General features: G+C 68.6%; 14 protein-coding genes. 2 read left to right on the top strand and 12 right to left on the bottom strand.

The features are described 5' to 3' along the window. Nucleotides 1-25: 25 nt before the first annotated feature. The 11 genes from ACTJLF_RS14120 to ACTJLF_RS14070 form a co-directional block, all read right to left on the bottom strand. Nucleotides 26-715, bottom strand: a complete 690-nt coding sequence (locus ACTJLF_RS14120) for a TetR family transcriptional regulator C-terminal domain-containing protein (protein WP_019653878.1) — start codon at nt 713-715, stop codon at nt 26-28. Continuing rightward, the gene (locus ACTJLF_RS14115; protein ID WP_184606112.1) at nt 712-1,677 is read right to left on the bottom strand and encodes a PDR/VanB family oxidoreductase; all 966 of its coding nucleotides are present in this window, start codon (nt 1,675-1,677) and stop codon (nt 712-714) included. Before ACTJLF_RS14115 ends, ACTJLF_RS14120 begins: the two co-directional genes overlap by 4 nt. A 37-nt stretch (nt 1,678-1,714) precedes the next feature. Continuing rightward, entirely contained in the window at nt 1,715-2,305 is a 591-nt protein-coding gene (locus tag ACTJLF_RS14110; RefSeq protein WP_019653880.1) for an NAD(P)H-dependent oxidoreductase, read from the bottom strand. Between the two features lie 165 nt (nt 2,306-2,470). Beyond that, on the bottom strand, nt 2,471-3,499 hold the full coding sequence (locus tag ACTJLF_RS14105; RefSeq protein ID WP_019653881.1) for an ABC transporter substrate-binding protein: 1,029 nt from the start codon (nt 3,497-3,499) through the stop codon (nt 2,471-2,473). A 59-nt stretch (nt 3,500-3,558) separates the two neighbouring features. Beyond that, on the bottom strand, nt 3,559-4,941 hold the full coding sequence (locus ACTJLF_RS14100; RefSeq protein ID WP_019653882.1) for an FAD-binding oxidoreductase: 1,383 nt from the start codon (nt 4,939-4,941) through the stop codon (nt 3,559-3,561). 129 nt (nt 4,942-5,070) lie between these two features. Beyond that, entirely contained in the window at nt 5,071-5,961 is an 891-nt protein-coding gene (locus ACTJLF_RS14095; RefSeq protein ID WP_184606113.1) for an ABC transporter permease, read from the bottom strand. Continuing rightward, entirely contained in the window at nt 5,939-6,757 is an 819-nt protein-coding gene (locus ACTJLF_RS14090; RefSeq protein ID WP_184606114.1) for an ABC transporter ATP-binding protein, read from the bottom strand. The genes ACTJLF_RS14095 and ACTJLF_RS14090 overlap by 23 nt, the downstream gene beginning before the upstream one ends. Next, nucleotides 6,754-7,575 (bottom strand): creatininase family protein, encoded by an 822-nt coding sequence (locus tag ACTJLF_RS14085; protein ID WP_019653885.1) that lies wholly within the window; start codon nt 7,573-7,575, stop codon nt 6,754-6,756. The genes ACTJLF_RS14090 and ACTJLF_RS14085 overlap by 4 nt, the downstream gene beginning before the upstream one ends. 173 nt (nt 7,576-7,748) lie before the next feature. Beyond that, a complete protein-coding gene (locus ACTJLF_RS14080) occupies nt 7,749-9,374 on the bottom strand; it encodes an MFS transporter (protein ID WP_184606115.1) in 1,626 nt (541 codons plus the stop codon). 153 nt (nt 9,375-9,527) lie between these two features. Further along, nucleotides 9,528-10,298 carry an amino acid ABC transporter permease gene (locus ACTJLF_RS14075; protein WP_019653890.1) on the bottom strand — a complete coding sequence of 257 codons (771 nt, stop codon included), beginning with the start codon at nt 10,296-10,298 and terminating at the stop codon, nt 9,528-9,530. Nucleotides 10,299-10,379: 81 nt separating this feature from the next. Beyond that, nucleotides 10,380-11,138, bottom strand: a complete 759-nt coding sequence (locus ACTJLF_RS14070; protein WP_126183730.1) for a basic amino acid ABC transporter substrate-binding protein — start codon at nt 11,136-11,138, stop codon at nt 10,380-10,382. A 208-nt stretch (nt 11,139-11,346) separates the two neighbouring features. On the opposite strand from ACTJLF_RS14070, the gene ACTJLF_RS14065 reads away from it, so the two are divergent. Continuing rightward, nucleotides 11,347-13,029, top strand: coding sequence for a M28 family metallopeptidase (locus tag ACTJLF_RS14065; RefSeq protein ID WP_019653892.1), 1,683 nt, complete (start codon nt 11,347-11,349; stop codon nt 13,027-13,029). 159 nt (nt 13,030-13,188) lie between these two features. Here ACTJLF_RS14065 and ACTJLF_RS14060 read toward each other — a convergent pair whose 3' ends face one another. Then, on the bottom strand, nt 13,189-13,689 hold the full coding sequence (locus tag ACTJLF_RS14060; protein WP_132801484.1) for an Lrp/AsnC family transcriptional regulator: 501 nt from the start codon (nt 13,687-13,689) through the stop codon (nt 13,189-13,191). A 175-nt stretch (nt 13,690-13,864) separates the two neighbouring features. Between ACTJLF_RS14060 and ACTJLF_RS14055 the strand changes: the two genes are divergently transcribed. After that, nucleotides 13,865-17,488: an indolepyruvate ferredoxin oxidoreductase family protein gene (locus ACTJLF_RS14055; RefSeq protein WP_440883273.1), complete on the top strand. Its 3,624-nt coding sequence runs from the start codon at nt 13,865-13,867 to the stop codon at nt 17,486-17,488. The last annotated feature ends 198 nt before the right edge of the window (nt 17,489-17,686 follow it).

Raw genomic sequence — 17,686 nt, 5'->3', positions numbered from 1 at the left:
GCGGTGTTCCGCGAAAAGTCTCGCCCTACCTGACGCCCGCGCCCTTCAAAAGGAACTCCGTCACCTGCTCGATCAGGTAGCGCCGGTCCTTGTCGTCGCCCTGCTGCGCGGTGTCGCGGAAGTAGGCGGCCTGCGTGGCGTGGTCGGCGTAGAACTGCGTCACGGCCCAGATGTGGAACAGCACCAGCATCGGGTCGGCCTTGTCCATCAGGCCCTGGTTCATCCAGTTCTGGATGACGGCGGCAGCCTGTTCGGTGCGCTGCTTGCTCGTTGCCATCATGTCGTTGATGACCGGCGCGCCGCGCATCATCTCGGCCGTGAAGATGCGCGAGCGCAGCGGGTGCTCGAACGAGAACATCATCTTGCGCCGGATCAGGTCGCCCAGCACCCTGCGCGGGCCGAAGGCCTCGTCGCTGAAGCCGAACACCACGATCCAGTCGTTGAGGATGTCCTGCAGCACCTGGCGGTACAGCGCCTCCTTGCTGTCGATGTAGTAGTGCAGCTGCGCCTTCGAAAGCCCCGCCTTGTCGGCGATCGCCTGCGTCGACGCGCCGGCCAGGCCCTCGCTCGCGAACACCTCGATGGCGGCCTGGTTGATGAGGGCCAGCACCTGCGTGTACTTGCGCGAGCGCCCGCGCGTGGCGGGAGCCTCGCCGTCGTTCTCCTGGGTGATGGCGGAAGCCGCAGCGGAAGAGGCAGACGCACGCGCGCTCACAGCTGCAGTTCCAGTTCCAGCCCCTTGGCGCGCGAGCAGCACAGCGCCACCTTGTGGCGGCGCTCGCTGCCGGTCAGGCAGAAGTCGCGGTGCTCGGCGCCTTCACCGTCGCCCTCGACCACGCAGGTGCCGCACAGGCCCTGCTGGCACGACACCGGGATGTCGATGCCGACCTCGTGCAGCGCGTCGACGGCGGTCTGGTCCGCCGCCACCGGCACCGTGATGCCGCGCTTGGCGAGCTTCAGCGTGAAGGGCAGGCCGGCGGCCGCGCCGGCATCGGTGGGCGCGGAGAAGTATTCGGCGTGCAATGCGTCTTCCGGCCAGTGCGCGGCGGCGTCGCGCACCGCCTGCATGAAGCCGCCGGGGCCGCACACATACAGGTGCGTGCCGGGTGCGCGCTGGGCCAGCAGCGAACGCAGGTCGATGCGCTGCGATGCGTCGCCCTGGTCGAGGTGCAGCCGCAGGTGCGGTGCGAGCGACGGCGCGCGCAGCGCATCGGCGAAGGCCAGGTGCTCCTCGCTGCGCGCGAAAACGCACAGCGTGAAGGCGGCGCCGCGCCCGGCCAGCGCCTGCGCCATCGCCAGCAGCGGCGTCATGCCGATGCCGCCGGCCAGCAGCAGGTGGTGCGCGGCCTCCTCGCGCAGCGGGAAGGTGTTGCGCGGCGCGCTGATCGGCAGCAGGTCGCCCTCGCGCACGCGCTCGTGCATCGAGGCCGAGCCGCCGCGGCTGGAAAGCTCGCGCTTCACGCCGATCACGTAGCGCCCCGCGCTGGCCGACGACGGCGCCCGCGCCAGCGAATACTGGCGCGAGAAGCCGCCGGGCATGTGCACGTCGATGTGCGCGCCGGCCTCGTACGAGGGCAGCGGCCGGCCCCACGGGTGGGCCAGCTCGAAGGCCAGGATTTCCGGCGTCTGGCGCGAGATGCGTTCGACGCGGACGGTGAGCGTGCGTTCGAGGCTCATGGTTTCGTGTCTCCCTCTGGAGTCTGTGGCTCTTCTGCTAGATGCTGCTCAGCTTGCGCGAGACGCGTTCGATGAAATGGGTGCGGTCGTTCGCGGTGACGGCGTTCATGTCGTGCAGCTGCAGCCAGGTCACCTTGCAGCGCCACGCGAAGAGTGCGCGCAGCGCCCGCGTGAAGAGGCGCCTGCCCGGATCTCCGATGACCATCACGAACCAGCGCGGCGAGCCGCCGGTGGTCACCACCGTGAGCCGCCTGATGTGGCGCATGCCCGACTTCGCGAGCTGTCCCTTGCGTTCCGCCGGCAGGAAGGCCACGCCAGGCAGCCAGACCCGCTCCAGCCAGCCCTTGAGCATCGACGGCGGCCCGTGGAACCAGGTGGGAAACACGAACACCAGGTGCTCGGCCCACAGCAGCGCTTCGACGTGGGGTTTCACACGTTCGCGGATCAGGTCGGGGTTGTCGAGGTAGGCGATGCGCTCTTCGCATGTCAGCGTGGGGTCGAAGCCCTCGGCATAGAGGTCGATGGCCTTGACGGGATGTCGCGGCGAGAGCGCCTCGAGGGCGGTGCGGTAGAGCGCGTGGTTGAAGCTGTCAGGGTTCGGATGGCAATGGACGACGAGCGTTTTCATGGTTGAGGGCCGGTTCGCTCGGCGGTTGTCGGCCGCCGGCGAGACGGGGTCAGAGCCCAGGGGGTGAAAGGCCGCGCGGTGCCTTATGGCAACCCAGGCGCCGGCATCTGACCCCGGCGCAAGCCCCGCGCGGCCCGCGGGAAAAATGCGTTCTTCGCAGGGGCCTTACTTGCCCGTGAGCTTCTTGCGAACGTCGATGCCGACGCCCTTGTTCACGAACTGCGTGGTGACCACCTTCGACAGGTCGACCTCGCCGGGCTTGTACAGGCCGGCCTTGACCATCTTGTCGTAGAAGTCCTTCACGCGGGCCTCGTCCATCGCGCCGATGCCCTTGGTGAGCGATTCGCCGCTGTCGACGATGCCCATCTTCTTCATCAGCTCGATGGAGCCCTGCGAGGACGCCACGGGCGAGTCGGGGTTGATCTTGGCGATCATCTCGTTGGCGGCCTTGTTGTCGCCGTAGAGGTAGTTGTTCCAGCCGATGATCGAGGCCTCGATGAACTTGCGCACCGTCTCGGGCTTGGTCTTGACCATGTCGGCGCGCGTCTCGATGGTGGTCGAGTAGGTCGAGAAGCCGTTGTCGGCCAGCAGCTGCACCACCGGGTCGAAGCCGGCCTGCGCCTTGATCGACAGCGGCTCCGAGATGGCGTAGCCCTGCTGGATGGACTTCTTGTCGGCCAGGAAGGGGCCGACGTTGAAGGTGTAGGGCTTGAGCTGCGAGTCCTTGAAGCCGTGCTCCGACTTCATCCACTGCCAGAAGCTGAACTGGCCGTCCTTGCCGATGAAGGCCACCGGCGCCTTGGTCATGTCCTTGAAGGTGTCGAAGCCCTGGCCCGGGTGGGCGAACATGGCCTGCGGGTCCTTCTGGAAGAAGGCCGCCACCACCACCGTGGGCACGCCGTTCTTCACGTTGTCGAAGGACTGCAGCAGGTTGCCCGTCATGAGGAAGTCGACCTTGCCGGCCGGCAGCATCGGCCGGTTGTTGACCATCGGGCCGCCCTGCTGGATGTCGACGTCGAGGCCGTACTTCTTGTAGGTGCCGTCCACCAGCGCCTGGTAGAAGCCGCCGTGGCCGGCCTGCGCCTTCCAGTTGGTGGCGAACACCACTTTTTCCTGCGCCTGCACGGCGAAGGCGGCGCCCGCGAGGGCCAGACCCAGAACGAGCGGGCGGAGGGTGAATGCGGGGATGCGCATGGGAACGTGCTCCTGTGGAGGTTTCGTTGAAAAGAAAGGGATGCGCAGACTAAGGCTTTTCAGCGTTCGATGGCCATGTCGGCGCGCCACCCGCGTGTTTTTCCGGGGTTCATCAGGCCCATCGGGTCGCTGCGCTTCTTGAACTCGATCTGCTTCGTGTCGATGGTCTTCATGCCGCCGTCCTCGATGGTGACGACGTGCGGGTTGAAGATCACGCAGCCGCCCTGCGACTCGATCTCGCGGATCACCTCGTACTGGTGGGCCTTGCCCTTCCAGCGCACCAGCAGGATGCCGAAGGTGCCGCATTCGCCGTTGGCGCGCGCGAAGTCCTGGTGCTGCAGCACGTCGTCGCCGAAGATCTCAAGGTGCCGCTCGACCACGGCCGGGTCGAAGGGTTGTGCGTAGGCCACCTGCAGGTAGGTCCAGCCGCGGTCGGCCTTCAGCGCCTGCAGCGTCGTGTGGTTGAAGGCGCACTCGTAGGCGGGAGGCAGCCCGTCGGCGAGCAGCTCGGCCTCGGTACCCGCTACCGAGATGGTGCCGCCCTGCGCATCGGCGAGCGCGCGGAACTCGGCCATCGATTCGGGCGAGACCATCGCGAACACCGCGTGCCGGTCGGCCGGGAAGCGGTCGCGCATGGCCGTGTAGTAGGGCGAGAAGCGCGCCTCCACCGTCGACAGCAGGAAGATGTCGAGCGAAGGCGCCTGCGCGGCGATGCCGAAGTCGAGCGCGCCGCGGTAGGTGCCGAAGAGCACCGTGCAGTGCACCCAGTCGACGGCAGGGCTCAGCGCCACTTCCACGTCGAGGATCACGCCGTTGGTGCCGTAGGCGTGGTGCACCTGCTGGATCTCGTCGCCGTGCAGCTCGATGACGCGCGGCTCGCGCTCCACCGTCATCACGCGCGCGCGCAGCAGGTTGCCGGGGTCGCGCAGGATGCCGTGGCGGAACGAGCCGATGCCGCCGAAGCCGCCCGCGATGAAGCCGCCGATGGAGGCCACGTGCCAGGTCGAGGGCCACATGCGCAGCGCCTGCCCGGTCTCGCGCGCGGCGAGGTCGATGTCGTGCATGCGCGCGCCGGCCTCCACGCGGATGCTGCCCTCGCGGATGTCGAGCACGCGGCACATCTGCGTCACGTCCAGCACGATGCCGCCTTCCAGCGGCACGCACTGGCCGTAGTTGCCGGTGCCGCCCGCGCGCACCGTGAGCGGCAGCTTCCACTTCGCGGCCACGGCCGCGGCCTGGCGCACGTCGTCCTCGGTGCCGACCTTCACCACCAGGTCGGCCACGCAGCCCGCGAGCTGCTCGGTGAGGATGGGGCTGTACCAGTAGAAGTCCTTCGACAGCTGCTTGCGCTGGCCGGGCGCGGTGATCACGTTGAGGCCGCGCAGTTCCTCGCGCACGGCGTTCCAGTCGACGTTTGCAGGGGAAACGTGTTCGGAGTTCATCGACGCTCCGTCAAGGGGGACTCTTCGCAAGGGAACGCCGCGGAACCGGCTTTGCCGGGCCGCAGGTGTTGCCCCCGGCAGGGGGTTGGCGAAGCGACACGAAGTGCGCGCAGCCCGGGGGCGAGCCAACTATCTTTCACGGCGCATCTCGCTTTCGTGCCAGTGGCCGAGGACCAGGCGCGACAGGGCCGCGAACACGATGAAGATCACGATGCCCAGCAACGACACCAGCAGCAGCGCCGCGAACATCATCGGGATCTCTGTTCGGAAACTCGATTCGAGGATGCGCGAGGCCAGCCCCGTCTCCTTGCCCGCCGTGCCGGCCGTGAATTCGGCCACCACCGCGCCGATCAGGCTCAGGCCGCCCGCGATCTTCAGGCCCGCCATGAAGTAGGGCAGCGCGCTCGGCGCCAGCAGGTAGCGGAAGGTCTGCCAGGGCGAGGCCTTGTAGAGCTGGAACAGGTCGCGCAGGTTGCTGTCGGCGCTCTTCAGTCCGATGACGGTGTTCGACAGGATCGGGAAGAAGGCCACGATCCACGCGCACAGAAGGAGCGCCGCCGTGGTGCTCGACACGTAGATCAGGATCAGCGGCGCGATCGCGATGATCGGCGTGACCTGCAGGATCACCGCGATGGGGAACAGGCCGATCTCCACCCACTTGAAGAGCGCGAAGGCGATCGCCAGCAGCACGCCGCCCACGATGGCAGCGACCAGCGCCAGCAGCGTGAGCTTCACCGTGAACCACAGCGCGCTGGACAGCGATTCCCAGTTGTCGAACAGCGTGCGGATGATGAGCGAGGGCGCGGGCAGGATGTAGTGCGGGATGTTGTTGGCGCGCACGGTCCATTCCCACGCCAGCAGCAGCAGCGCGACGATGGCCGCGGGCACCGCGATGCGCAGCATCGACTCGCGCCGGCGCAGCCGGTCCTCGTGTGCGCGCAGCGAGGCCTCGGAGGGCGCGGCGGCGGCATCCGCGAGAGGGGCGGCCGCGTGGGTCTCAGTGATCGATGTCGAGGCCATGCAGGGCTCCATGCAGCGATTGCGACACCGCGGTGCAGTGCGCGTTGTAGCGGGTCGAGGTGCGGAAGTCTTCGCCGCGCGGATACGGCTCGTCGATGCGGATCTCGTCGATCACGCGGCCGGGCCGCGCTGCCATCACCACGATGCGGTTCGACAGATACACCGACTCGTACACGCTGTGCGTGACGAACACCACCGAGAAGCGGTGCTCGCGCCAGATGGCCAGCAGGTCGTTGTTGAGCTTGATGCGCGTCATCTCGTCGAGCGCGGCGAAGGGCTCGTCCATCAGCAGCAGGCGCGGGTGGGTGACCAGCGCGCGGGCGATCGACACGCGCATCTTCATGCCGCCGGAGAGCTCGCGCGGGTACACGTCGGCGAAGCGCGAGAGGCCGACCATCTCCAGCGCCTGCTTCACCACCGGCGCCGCTGCGTCGCGGCTGGTGCCGGCCAGCTTCAGCGGCAGCCAGACGTTGTCGAACACCTTCGCCCAGGGCATGAGCGTGGGCTCCTGGAACACGAAGCCCAGGTCGCGGTCGGTCTTGCCGTTCTTGCTGTTGCCGGCGGCGGCACCGCCCCAGTGCATGTCGCCCGAACTGATGCGCGTGAGCCCCGCGATGAGGCGCAGCGCCGTGCTCTTGCCGCAGCCCGAGGGGCCGAGGAAGCTGATGAAGTCGTGCTCGCCGATGTCGAGCGACATGCCCTGCAACGCGAGCGTGCCGTTGGCGAAGCGCTTGCTGACGTTGCGCAGGCTGACCAGCGGCGCGCCGGCGGCGGCGGTGGTGGCTTCCGTGCTCATTTCCAGGCCGGCTCGTTGGCGAGGCGCGAGAGCGGGAAGCGGTCGACCTCCTGCAGCAGCTCGACGAAGCGGCGGCCCACGTGGTCGAGCACGGCCGCGCCCTTCTCGGCGGTCGCGCGCGTGGCGTCGCCGGCGGCGCCTGCGGGGTTGATGTCGTGCATCTGCCAGCCGAGCTTGCCGCTGGGCGTGATCGAGAGGAACCTGTTCTCCGCGGCCAGCTGCTCGGTCATCGAGCTGAAGTTCCGGAACTGGTCGCGGCGCACGTAGTCGGGCGTGAGGTGCAGCATCACCGAGCTCTCGAGGTCGCCCGCGTGGATGCCGTGCCTGCCCTCGTGCGCGGTGAACAGGCCCTCGGGCAGGCCCAGGGTGTACCAGTTGGCGGCCACGACCATCATGCCGTGCTCCTCGCGCAGGTCGCGCGCGACGATGTCCATCACGCTCATCTGGCCGCCGTGGCTGTTGTAGAGCACCAGCTTGCGCACGCCGGCTTTCGCGACGCAGGCGCCGATGTCCTTCCACATCGAGATCAGCGTGTTCGCCGACACGGTGAGCGTGCCCGGGTAGCGCGAGTGCTCGTTGCTCTTGCCGTAGGGAACGGTGGGCAGGAAGAGCACCGGCAGGTCGTCGGGCAGGTGCGGCAGCGTGGCGCGCACCATGCCGTCGATGGTGGCGGTGTCGGTCGACATCGGCAGGTGCGGGCCGTGCTGCTCGGTGGCGCCCACCGGCAGCACGGCGATGAGCCGTTCGCGGTCGAGGCGGGAGAACTCTTCGCTGGTCAGGTCGGACCAGAAGCGGCTGCGCAGGGGAGGCGGATTCATCGCGGGTGTACCTCGTGGCGCCTGGTGTGGCGGTGGCTTAAATTATCCATGCGGTCAAAAAAGAGCGGATATACGTGGATACCCGGCAAATTTTTCCATGCAAGCGCCGTGCCATTAAAGTTAACCGATTGGTAAAAATTGGATGGCAAGCATCCGACCGACCGGATGCCCGCTCAGCGCCGCACGATGTACCGCGTGACGACCGGCCCCGACTCGCCGATGTGGAAGGCGAGCCTGCGTTCGCGCAGCGCCATGTCGCTGGCGGTGGCGCGGGTGAAGCGCCGCAGGTGGTCGGTCCACGACTCGTCGACGATCTGCTCCACGTAGCGCTCGGGCTGCCCGATGTCGTGCAGCAGCTCCCAGCCGATGGCGCCCTGGCTCAGGCGCGCGCGGCGCGTCTGCTGCATCACGAGGTGGAAGGCGGCGGCGCGCGCGGGGTCGATCAGGTATTCGACGGTGACCACCACGCGGCCGGTCTCCTCGGGGGCTTCCGCGGGCGGACCGACGGCCCAGCCGGCCTGCGCGGGGCTGGTGTCGTCCTCGCCGCTCAGGTCGGTCACCCAGCGCAGCGCCGCGAGCATCAGCAGCGTGCCGCTGACCGCCGCAACGCTCAGGCTCGCGACCAGCGAGCTCAGCGTGGCCACCTGCCCCCAGATGGCCGCGCCGATCGCGCTCGCGCCCATGATCGCCATCTGGTACATCGACATGCCGCGCGCGCGCACCCAGTCGGGCAGCGCGAGCTGGGCCGACACCGACAGCGAGTTGGCCACGGTGATCCACGCCATGCCGCCGAAGAACATCGCCGGCACCGCGATCCACGCATTGGGCGCGAACGCCATCACCGCCGTGGCGCCCGACTGCAAGAGCGTGCCGCGCAGCACCAGCTGGTCGCGCCCCATCGCCTGGCGCAGCCGCGGCAGGAACAGCACCGCGACGATCGCGCCCGCGCCCATGGCCGCCAGCAGCAGCGTGAAGGTGCCTGCGCCGCCGCCCTGGAGGTTGCGCGCCAGCAGCGGCAGCAGCGCCAGCAGCGCGGTCGAGTGGAAGAAGAAGATCGAGATGCGCGTGAGCACCGCGCGCATGCGCTGCGACTGCCGCACGAACTGCACGCCGACGCGCATCGCGCTCACCAGCTTCTCGCGGCCCAGCGGATTGGGCGTGTGCTCGCGCCGCCAGCGCAGCACGACGAAGCCCGATGCCACCGACAGCACCGCGTTCAGCGCGAACACCCAGATGCTGCCCGCGCTCGCGATCAGCATGCCGGCGGTGAGCGGGCCCACGATGCGCGACGCGTTCATCGCGATGCCGTTGAGGCCCAGCGCGGCCGGCAGCTGTGCGCGCGGCACCAGCTCGGGAACGATGGCCGCGAACACCGGCCAGCGCAGCGCCAGCCCGATGCCGTTGGCGAAGGTCAGCGCCAGCAGCAGCGGCGCGGTCATGAGGTCGAGCGCCAGCGCGGCGCACAGCACGATGGCGGTGCCGGCCAGCCAGAACTGCGTGGCCACCAGCCAGCGCCTGCGGTCGAGGATGTCGGCCAGCGCGCCGCTGGGCAGGCCCAGCAGGAACACAGGCAGCGTGGAGGCCGACTGCACCAGCGCCACCCAGATCGGCGAGGAGGTCAGCGTGGTCATCATCCACGCGGCGGCCACGTCGTTCATCCACATGCAGATGTTGGCGACGAGCCAGGTGCTCCACAGCATGCGGAACACGGGAATCTTCAGGGGCACGAGCGCCGCGAACTTCGTCGGCTGCGGCCTCGCGGGCGGGATGGGTGTCTCTTCGGTGGATATGGGGGGCATGTGGCGCTATTTTGGCTCCGCGCCAGCAGAGCCCGCGATCCCGTCATCGCCATCGCGCGAACACCGAGGAACCGGCTTTGCCGGGCCTCAGGTGTTGCCCCCTGCAAGGGGGGTGGCGCAGCGACACGAGGTGCGCGAAGCCTGGGGGTGTGCCTAGGTCCTGTCGCTGCGGGCGAGGCGGTGCTCGAGGCGGCGCAGCAGCGTCGTCAGGATCAGCGTCATCACCCAGTAGATGACGGAGATCGCCAGGTACGGCTCCCAGTAGCGCGCATAGGCGCCGGCCACGGTCCGCGCGGCGTAGGCCAGCTCGGCCAGGCCGATGGCGGAGACCAGCGAGGTGTCCTTCAGCAGCGCGATCGCGTTGTTGCCCAGCGGCGGCAGCATGCGGCGGAAGGCCTGCGGCAGCACCACGTAGCGCATCACCTGCGCGGGCGAGAAGCCCAGCGAGCGGCCCGCGTCGAACTGGCCGCGCGAGATCGACTGGATGCCCGCGCGGAACACTTCCGAGATGTAGGCCGCCGAGTTGAGCGTGAGCGCCACCACGCCCGAGATGAGCGCACCGTGCTCCTGCTTGAGCGTGCGCGCGAGCTCGCCGTCGATCAGCAGGCCCGAGGTCGGATGGATGAACACCGGCATCACCGCGAAGTGGATCAAGAGGATCTGCACGAACAGCGGCGTGCCCCGGAAGAAGCTCACGTACACCGTGGCAGGCCAGCGCAGGAAGAAGCGCGCGACCCAGGTCCACGGCGCGTGGCGCGGCTGCGCAAGCCGCGCGAGCGCGAGGCACAGGCCCCAGCTCGCGCCCAGCAGCACGCAGACCACCGTCATGCGCAGCGTCATCCATGCGCCCTGCCAGAACAGGTCTTTGTATTCCACGAGGATGTCCCATCGGAACCATCCAAACAGCAGGATCGGTTGTTCCATGCTTGCGTCCTCAGCTCTCAGTCAACAAAAAAACGAAACGGCCGCTTCGAGGCGGCCGTGTTCGGAGAAATGCCGTGCGGCTCAGCGCACGTTCGGGTCCTTGTTGAACCACTTCTTGTAGATCGTCACGTAGCTGCCGTCGGCGCGGATGGCAGCGAGGCCGGCCGTGAGCTTGTCCAGCAGGGCCTTGTCGCCCTTCTTCACGACGATGCCGAAGCCCTCTTCGGGGAAGGACTTGTCGTCGATGGTCTTCAGCTCGGGGTTCTGCGCCACGCGGTAGGCGATCACGCCGTTGTCGCCCATGGCGGCATCGACGCCGCCGCCGGCCAGCTCGGAAATGATGAGCGGCGTGCTCTCGAAGCGGCGGATGTCGGGGCTGGTCTTGCCGAACTCGCGCGAGGCGATGTCGTCGGCGGTGGAGGCGCTGACCACGGCGATCTTCTTGCCGGCCAGGTCCTTCAGCGAGGCGACCTTGCTGTTCTTCGGCACCGCGATCAGCTGGCGGGCCGCGAAGTACGGCGGCGTGAAGTCGTAGCTCTGCTTGCGCTTCTCGTTGATGGTCACGCCCGAGATCACGAGGTCGACGTCGCCGTTGTTCAGTGCGCCGAAGATGCCGGTGAAGGGCGTGTTGACGATCTTGATCTTCAGGCCCTGCTGCTTGGCGATGGCGTTGATGATGTCGATGTCGAAGCCGACGATCTGCTTGTCCTTGTTCTCGAAGGCGAAGGGCGCGTAGGTGGCGCTGGAGGCCACGATCAGCTCGCGGTTCTGGGCCTGGGCGCCAAAGGCGAGCGTGGCGGCGGCGAGGCCGAAAGCCAGGGCGCGGCGGAGGGAGTTCATGCGGGGTCCTTGTTGTTCGCCGTCCGGCGGGAGAAAGGTGGTGGGCGGGGATTTTAGGCTGTCGCTATCGGTGGCCTTCCGTTGCACCTGTTTCAAGGATCGCCGCACGAGGCCAACCAAGGTTCTCAGGGCGGCGCGAAGGACATCGGCCGGCCGTCGCGGTCCGCTGGCTAGCATCCGGGGCTTTCCGGCCCCAGGAGCGCCTCGCATGACGACACAGCGGCTTGCCTTCCATCTTCTCTGCGGCATCGGCCTCGCATCGGCCGCCGCCATCTCGCTGGCCGCGGCCGACGCACCGGCGCCGCCCTTCGATCCGCAGCGCCTGTCGCAGATCGTGAAGACGGTCTCCGGCGACGACTTCGAGGGCCGCGCGCCGGCCACGCCGGCGGAAGCGAAGACGCTCGACTACCTCGTCGCGCAGTTCAAGGCCGCCGGCCTCGCGCCCGGCGGCGATCTCGAAGGCGGCCGCCGCACGTGGACGCAGTCGGTGCCGCTTGTGAAGACCGAGTTCCGCGGCACGCCGCAGATCACGCTGCAGGTGGGCGCGCAGCGCGACGCGCTGGCGCAGGGCGAGCAGATCGCGGTGCGCGCGGCGCTCGACGGCTCGACCGCGGTGTCGATCCAGCAGGCGCCGCTGGTCTTCGTGGGCTACGGCGTCAGCGCGCCCGAGCGGCGGTGGGACGACTACAAGGGCGTCGATCTCAAGGGCAAGATCGCCGTGGTGCTGGTGAACGACCCCGACTTCGAGACGGGAAGCGGCGACTTCGGCGGCAAGGCCATGACCTACTACGGCCGCTGGACCTACAAGTTCGAGGAGGCCGCGCGCCGCGGTGCGCTGGGCGTGCTGATCGTGCACGAGACCGCGCCGGCCGCCTACGGCTGGGCCACGGTCAAGAACTCCAACACCGCGACCATGCTCGACATCGAGCGCGAGCAGCCCGCGGCGGTGCATCCGAAGCTGGAGGGCTGGATCCAGCGCGACGTGGCGGTCGACCTGCTGCGCCGCGCGGGGCTGGACTTCGAGGCGCAGAAGAAGCTCGCGCAGACGCGCGAGTTCCAGCCGCAGCTGCTGAAGGACGCGAGCCTGTCGGCCGAGTACGCGATCGACCGGCAGGTGATCGTCTCGAAGAACGTGGTCGGCCGCGTCGAAGGCCGCCGGCACCCCGACGAGACCGTGATCTACAGCGCCCACTGGGACCACCTGGGCGTGGGCGCGCCCGACGCGAAGGGCGACCGCATCTACAACGGCGCCGTCGACAACGGCACCGGCCTGGCCGCGCTGGTCGAGATGGGCCGCGCCTTCGCGAGCGCGCGCCACAGGCCCGAGCGCTCGGTCGTGTTCCTCGCCGTGACTGCGGAGGAGCGCGGCCTGCTCGGCTCGGAGTTCTATGGCGCGAAGCCGCTCTATCCGCTGGCGAAGACGGTGGCCGTGATCAACATGGACGCGCTCAGCCCCGAGGGCCCGGCGCGCAACTTCAGCACCTCGGGCAGCGCGGTCTCGCAGCTGCAGGACCTGCTGGTGGAGCAGGCGCGCGGTTTCGGCCTGGCCTATGCGCCCGATCCGCATCCCGAGGCCGGCTACTTCTTCCGCTCCGACCATTTCTCCTTCGCCAAGCGCGGCGTGCCGGCGCTCTCGTTCGCCTCCGGCAACGACCTGGTGGACGGCGGCCTCGCGGCCGGCGAGGCCGCCAGCAAGGCCTACAACGCCGAGCGCTACCACCAGCCGGCCGACGAATGGCGCGCCGACTGGTCCTTCGCCGGCATGGCGCACGACCTGCCGCTGCTCTACCGCGTGGGCGAGACGCTGGCCAACAGCCGGCGCTGGCCGGAGTGGGGGCAGTCGTCGGAGTTCCGCGCGATCCGCGAGGCCAGCCGCGCCGAGCGGCGCTGATTCCGGGGCCCCTCGGAGCACCAGACCTGCGGAAAGGGCAGCCGGGGCAGGCCGCCCGGCGTTGCGCTCCTGGCGTGTGCGTGTGCGCACGCGTCGTCCCGCGCCTTGATCGGCCCGCCCTGGTGCCCTTCGCGGCTCCGGAAACAGTGTGAACGGGCCCTATGCCCCGCGCGAGCGGCCGGTGCCGCCGCCCAGGTGCGCCAGCGGCAGCGCGCTGCTGGCCTTCACCTCGCCCAGCGAGAAGCTGGTGTGCAGGTCCTTCACGTTGGGCAGGTTCATCAGGTGCTGGCGTGCGAAGGCCGAGAAGCTGTCGAGGTCCTGCGCCACCACCTGCAGCTCGAAGGTGCCGGTGCCGCTGATGTAGTGGCAGGCGATCACGTCGGGCAGCTTGCGGATCGCGTCTTCCAGCCGGCGCGTGGCCTCGTGGGTGACGCGCTCCGTGTCGACCCGCACGAAGGCGAGCACGCCCAGGCCGATCTTGTGGCGGTCGATCTCGGCGTGGTAGCCCTTGATGAAGCCGGCCTCCTCCAGCGCGCGCACCCGGCGCCAGCAGGGCGCGGCCGACAGGCCCACGCGCTGCGCAAGCTCGGCGTTGGTGAGGCGTCCATCGGCCTGCAGTTCTTGCAGGATTGCGAGGTCGAACTTGTCGATGCTTTCCATGGATGCCGATGTTAAGCAAGATTCTTTCTGGAAGCGCGTTTTTCAAGGCAGAGAACGCAAACACCTGTCGCGGACCCCGGCATACACTTTGCGTGATCATGGGCTCGTGCCCTACCCGGGCACAGACCCAGAAACAGCCAGGCCCATGAGGCCCTGCCAAACGGAGACAGACGACATGAATGCACCGCTACCCGCGCACATTCGCAAGGCCCTAGAAACCGTCACGCTCGACGACAAGTACTCCCTCGACTACGGCCGCGCATTCATGAGCGGCGTCCAGGCCCTTGTGAAGCTGCCCATGCTGCAGCGGCTGCGCGACAAGCACGCCGGCAAGAACACCGCCGGCTTCATCAGCGGATACCGCGGCTCCCCGCTCGGGGGCTACGACCAGGCGCTGTGGAAGGCCAGCAAGTTCCTCAAGGAACAGAACATCGTCTTCCAGCCCGGCGTGAACGAGGAGCTCGCCGCCACCGCGCTGTGGGGCACCCAGCAGCTGGGCTTCTCCCCGCAGGGCACCAACAAGTTCGACGGCGTCTTCGGCATCTGGTACGGCAAGGGCCCGGGCGTGGACCGCTGCTCCGACGTCTTCAAGCACGCCAACATGGCCGGCACCACCGAGTACGGCGGCGTGATCGCGGTGGCGGGCGACGACCATATCTCCAAGAGCTCCACCGCCGCGCACCAGAGCGACCACATCTTCAAGGCCTGCGGCACGCCGGTGTTCTTCCCGGCGAACGTGCAGGAAATCCTCGACCTGGGCATCCACGCCTTCGCCATGAGCCGCTTCGCGGGCGTGTGGTCGGGCATGAAGACGATCCAGGAGATCGTCGAGTCGAGCGCCACCGCCATGATCGACCCCGACCGCGTCGAGATCGTCATTCCCACCGACTTCGAGATGCCGCCCGGCGGCCTGCACATCCGCTGGCCCGACCACGCGCTGGAGCAGGAAGCCCGGCTCATGCACTACAAGTGGTACGCCGCGCTGGCCTACATCCGCGCCAACCGGCTCAACCACAACGTGATCGAGGGCCCGAACGACCGCTTCGGCATCATGGCCAGCGGCAAGGCCTACAACGACACCCGCCAGGCGCTCATCGACCTGGGCCTGGACGACGCGGCCTGCCGCCAGCTCGGCATCCGCCTGCACAAGGTGGGCGTGGTGTGGCCGCTGGAGGCGCAGCTCACGCGCCAGTTCGCCACCGGCCTGCAGGAGATCCTGGTGGTCGAAGAGAAGCGCCAGGTCATCGAATACCAGCTCAAGGAAGAGCTCTACAACTGGCGCCCCGACGTTCGGCCCAACGTGGTCGGCAAGTTCGACGAGGGCGAGGTGCACGCGGCCGAGGGCTATTCGGGCGGCGAATGGTCGATGCCCAACCCGACCTCGCACACGCTGCTGCGTGCCAATGCCGACCTGAACCCGGCGCTCATCGCCAAGGCCATCGCCTCGCGCCTGAAGAAGACCGGCCTGCTGGCCGCGGCCGGCGCCGACATGGCCGCGCGCATCGACGCGCAGCTCGCCATTCTGGAAGCCAAGGAGCGCTCGATGGCGCTGCAGCAGGCCTCCACCGGCGTGGCCGACGCCACGCGCCAGCCGTGGTTCTGCTCGGGCTGCCCGCACAACACCAGCACCGTGGTGCCCGAGGGCTCGCGCGCGATGGGCGGCATCGGCTGCCACTTCATGGCGACCTGGATGGACCGCTCCACCATCGGCTTCACGCAGATGGGCGGCGAGGGCGTGCCGTGGGTGGGCCAGCAGCCCTTCACTACCGACCAGCACATCTTCGCGAACCTGGGTGACGGCACCTACTTCCACAGCGGCCTGCTTGCCATCCGCCAGAGCATCGCGGCGGGCGTGAACATCACCTACAAGATCCTCTACAACGACGCGGTCGCCATGACCGGCGGCCAGACGGTGGGCGAGCGCCCCGAGGGCCACTCGGTGCTGCAGATCGCCGAGAGCCTGCATGCCGAGGGCGCGGCCAAGGTCGTCATCGTGACCGACGAGCCCGAGAAGTACGAGGGCGTGAGCATCCCCGGCGACCACGTGCAGGTGAAGCACCGCGACCTGCTCGACGACGTGCAGCGCGAGTTCCGCAAGATTCCCGGCACCACGGCCATCATCTACGACCAGACCTGCGCCACCGAGAAGCGCCGCCGCCGCAAGCGCGGCACGGCGGTCGATCCGGCGAAGCGCGTGGTCATCAACGAGCTGGTCTGCGAAGGCTGCGGCGACTGCAGCGTGCAGAGCAACTGCCTGAGCGTGGAGCCGCTGGAGACCGAATTCGGCCGCAAGCGCACCATCAACCAGAGCAGCTGCAACAAGGACATGAGCTGCCTGAAGGGCTTCTGCCCCAGCTTCGTGACCGTCGAGGGCGGCCAGCTCAAGAAGAAGGGCAAGAACAAGGCGGCCACGCCAGCCGAGTTCGGCCTGCTGCCCGAGCCTTCGATCCCGTCGCTGGAAGGCGGCCGGGTCTGGGGCGTGGTGGTGGCGGGCGTCGGCGGTACCGGCGTGATCACCATCGGCCAGCTGCTGGGCATGGCGGCGCACATCGAAGCCAAGGGCATCGTCACGCAGGACGCGGCGGGCCTCGCGCAGAAGGGCGGCGCCACCTGGAGCCACGTGCTCATCGGCGACACGCAGGACGACATCCGCACCACCCGCGTGGGCACCGCGGCGGCAGACCTGATCCTGGCCTGCGACCCGCTGGTCACGGTGAACGCCGAGACCATGGCCCGCATGCGCGAAGGGCGCACGCACGTGGCGCTCAACAGCCACAGCTCGCCGACGGCCGCCTTCGTGCGCAACGCCAACTGGAAGAATCCGGAAGAAGCCTGCGCCGCCGAGATCGCACGCGCTGTGGGCACCGACGGTGTGGGCAGCTTCGATGCCGACGCCGCCGCGACCGCGCTGATGGGCGACACCATCTATGTCAACCCGATGATCCTGGGCTACGCCTGGCAGAAGGGCTGGATCCCGCTGGCGCACGAATCGCTGATGCGCGCCATCGAGCTGAACGCCGTGGCCGTCGACAACAACAAGGCGGCCTTCGAATGGGGCCGCCAGGCGGCGGTGCGGCCGGAAGAGCTGAACAAGCGCGTTCGCCCGGGCCAGGTCATCGAGTTCAAGAAGCGCGAGTCGGTCGAGAGCATCGTCGAGCGCCGCGCGGAGTTCCTCACCGGCTACCAGAACGCCGCGTACGCCGAGGAATACAAGCGCTTCGTCGGCAAGGTGCGCCAGGCCGAGTCGGCCGCGGGCAAGAGCACCGCGCTGACCGAGGCGGTGGCGCGCTATCTCTTCAAGCTGATGGCGTACAAGGACGAGTACGAAGTCGCCCGCCTGCACAGCGACCCGGCCTTCCTCGGCCGCATCGAAGGCATGTTCGAGGGCCAGATGGGCAAGGACTTCAGGCTCAATTACCACCTGGCGCCGCCGATCGTCGCGAAGAAGAACGCCAAGGGCCAGCTGCAGAAGCAGAAGTTCGGGCCGTGGATGCTCACCGGCTTCAGGCTGCTGGCCAGGCTCAAGGGCCTGCGCGGCACGGCGCTCGACATCTTCGGCCGCACCGAGGAACGCCGTACCGAACGCGCGCTGATCGGCGAGTACCGCGCCGCCATCGAGGAAGTCATCGGCGCCCTGCGCGCCGACAACCACGCGCTGGCGCTGGAAATCGCGAGCCTGCCCGAGCAGATCCGCGGCTACGGCCACGTCAAGGACCGCAACCTGGCGGCCGCCCGCACCCGCTGGAGCGAGCTGATGGCCAGGTGGCGCAATCCGCAGGGGCAGCGCGCGGCGGCCTGAGCCTCGGGCCGGCCGGGCATGCAAAAGGGCGCCTGCGGGCGCCCTTTGCTATTGAATCGATAGCGATCGAGAGCAGCAGGAACTGCTGGAAAGCCCTCCCCACCGCGCCGGATAAGCGCTCCGGGCGGCGATCCGCGCCGAATACAATGCCCGGTGCTGTGCGCGGCCAGGCCCCGCCGCGCTTTGACTTGGCGCACC

This window comes from Variovorax sp. 22077 (genome assembly GCF_052044195.1).
Taxonomy (GTDB): Bacteria; Pseudomonadota; Gammaproteobacteria; order Burkholderiales; family Burkholderiaceae_C; genus Variovorax; species Variovorax atrisoli.
This window is presented reverse-complemented; position numbering and strand designations above follow the sequence as displayed.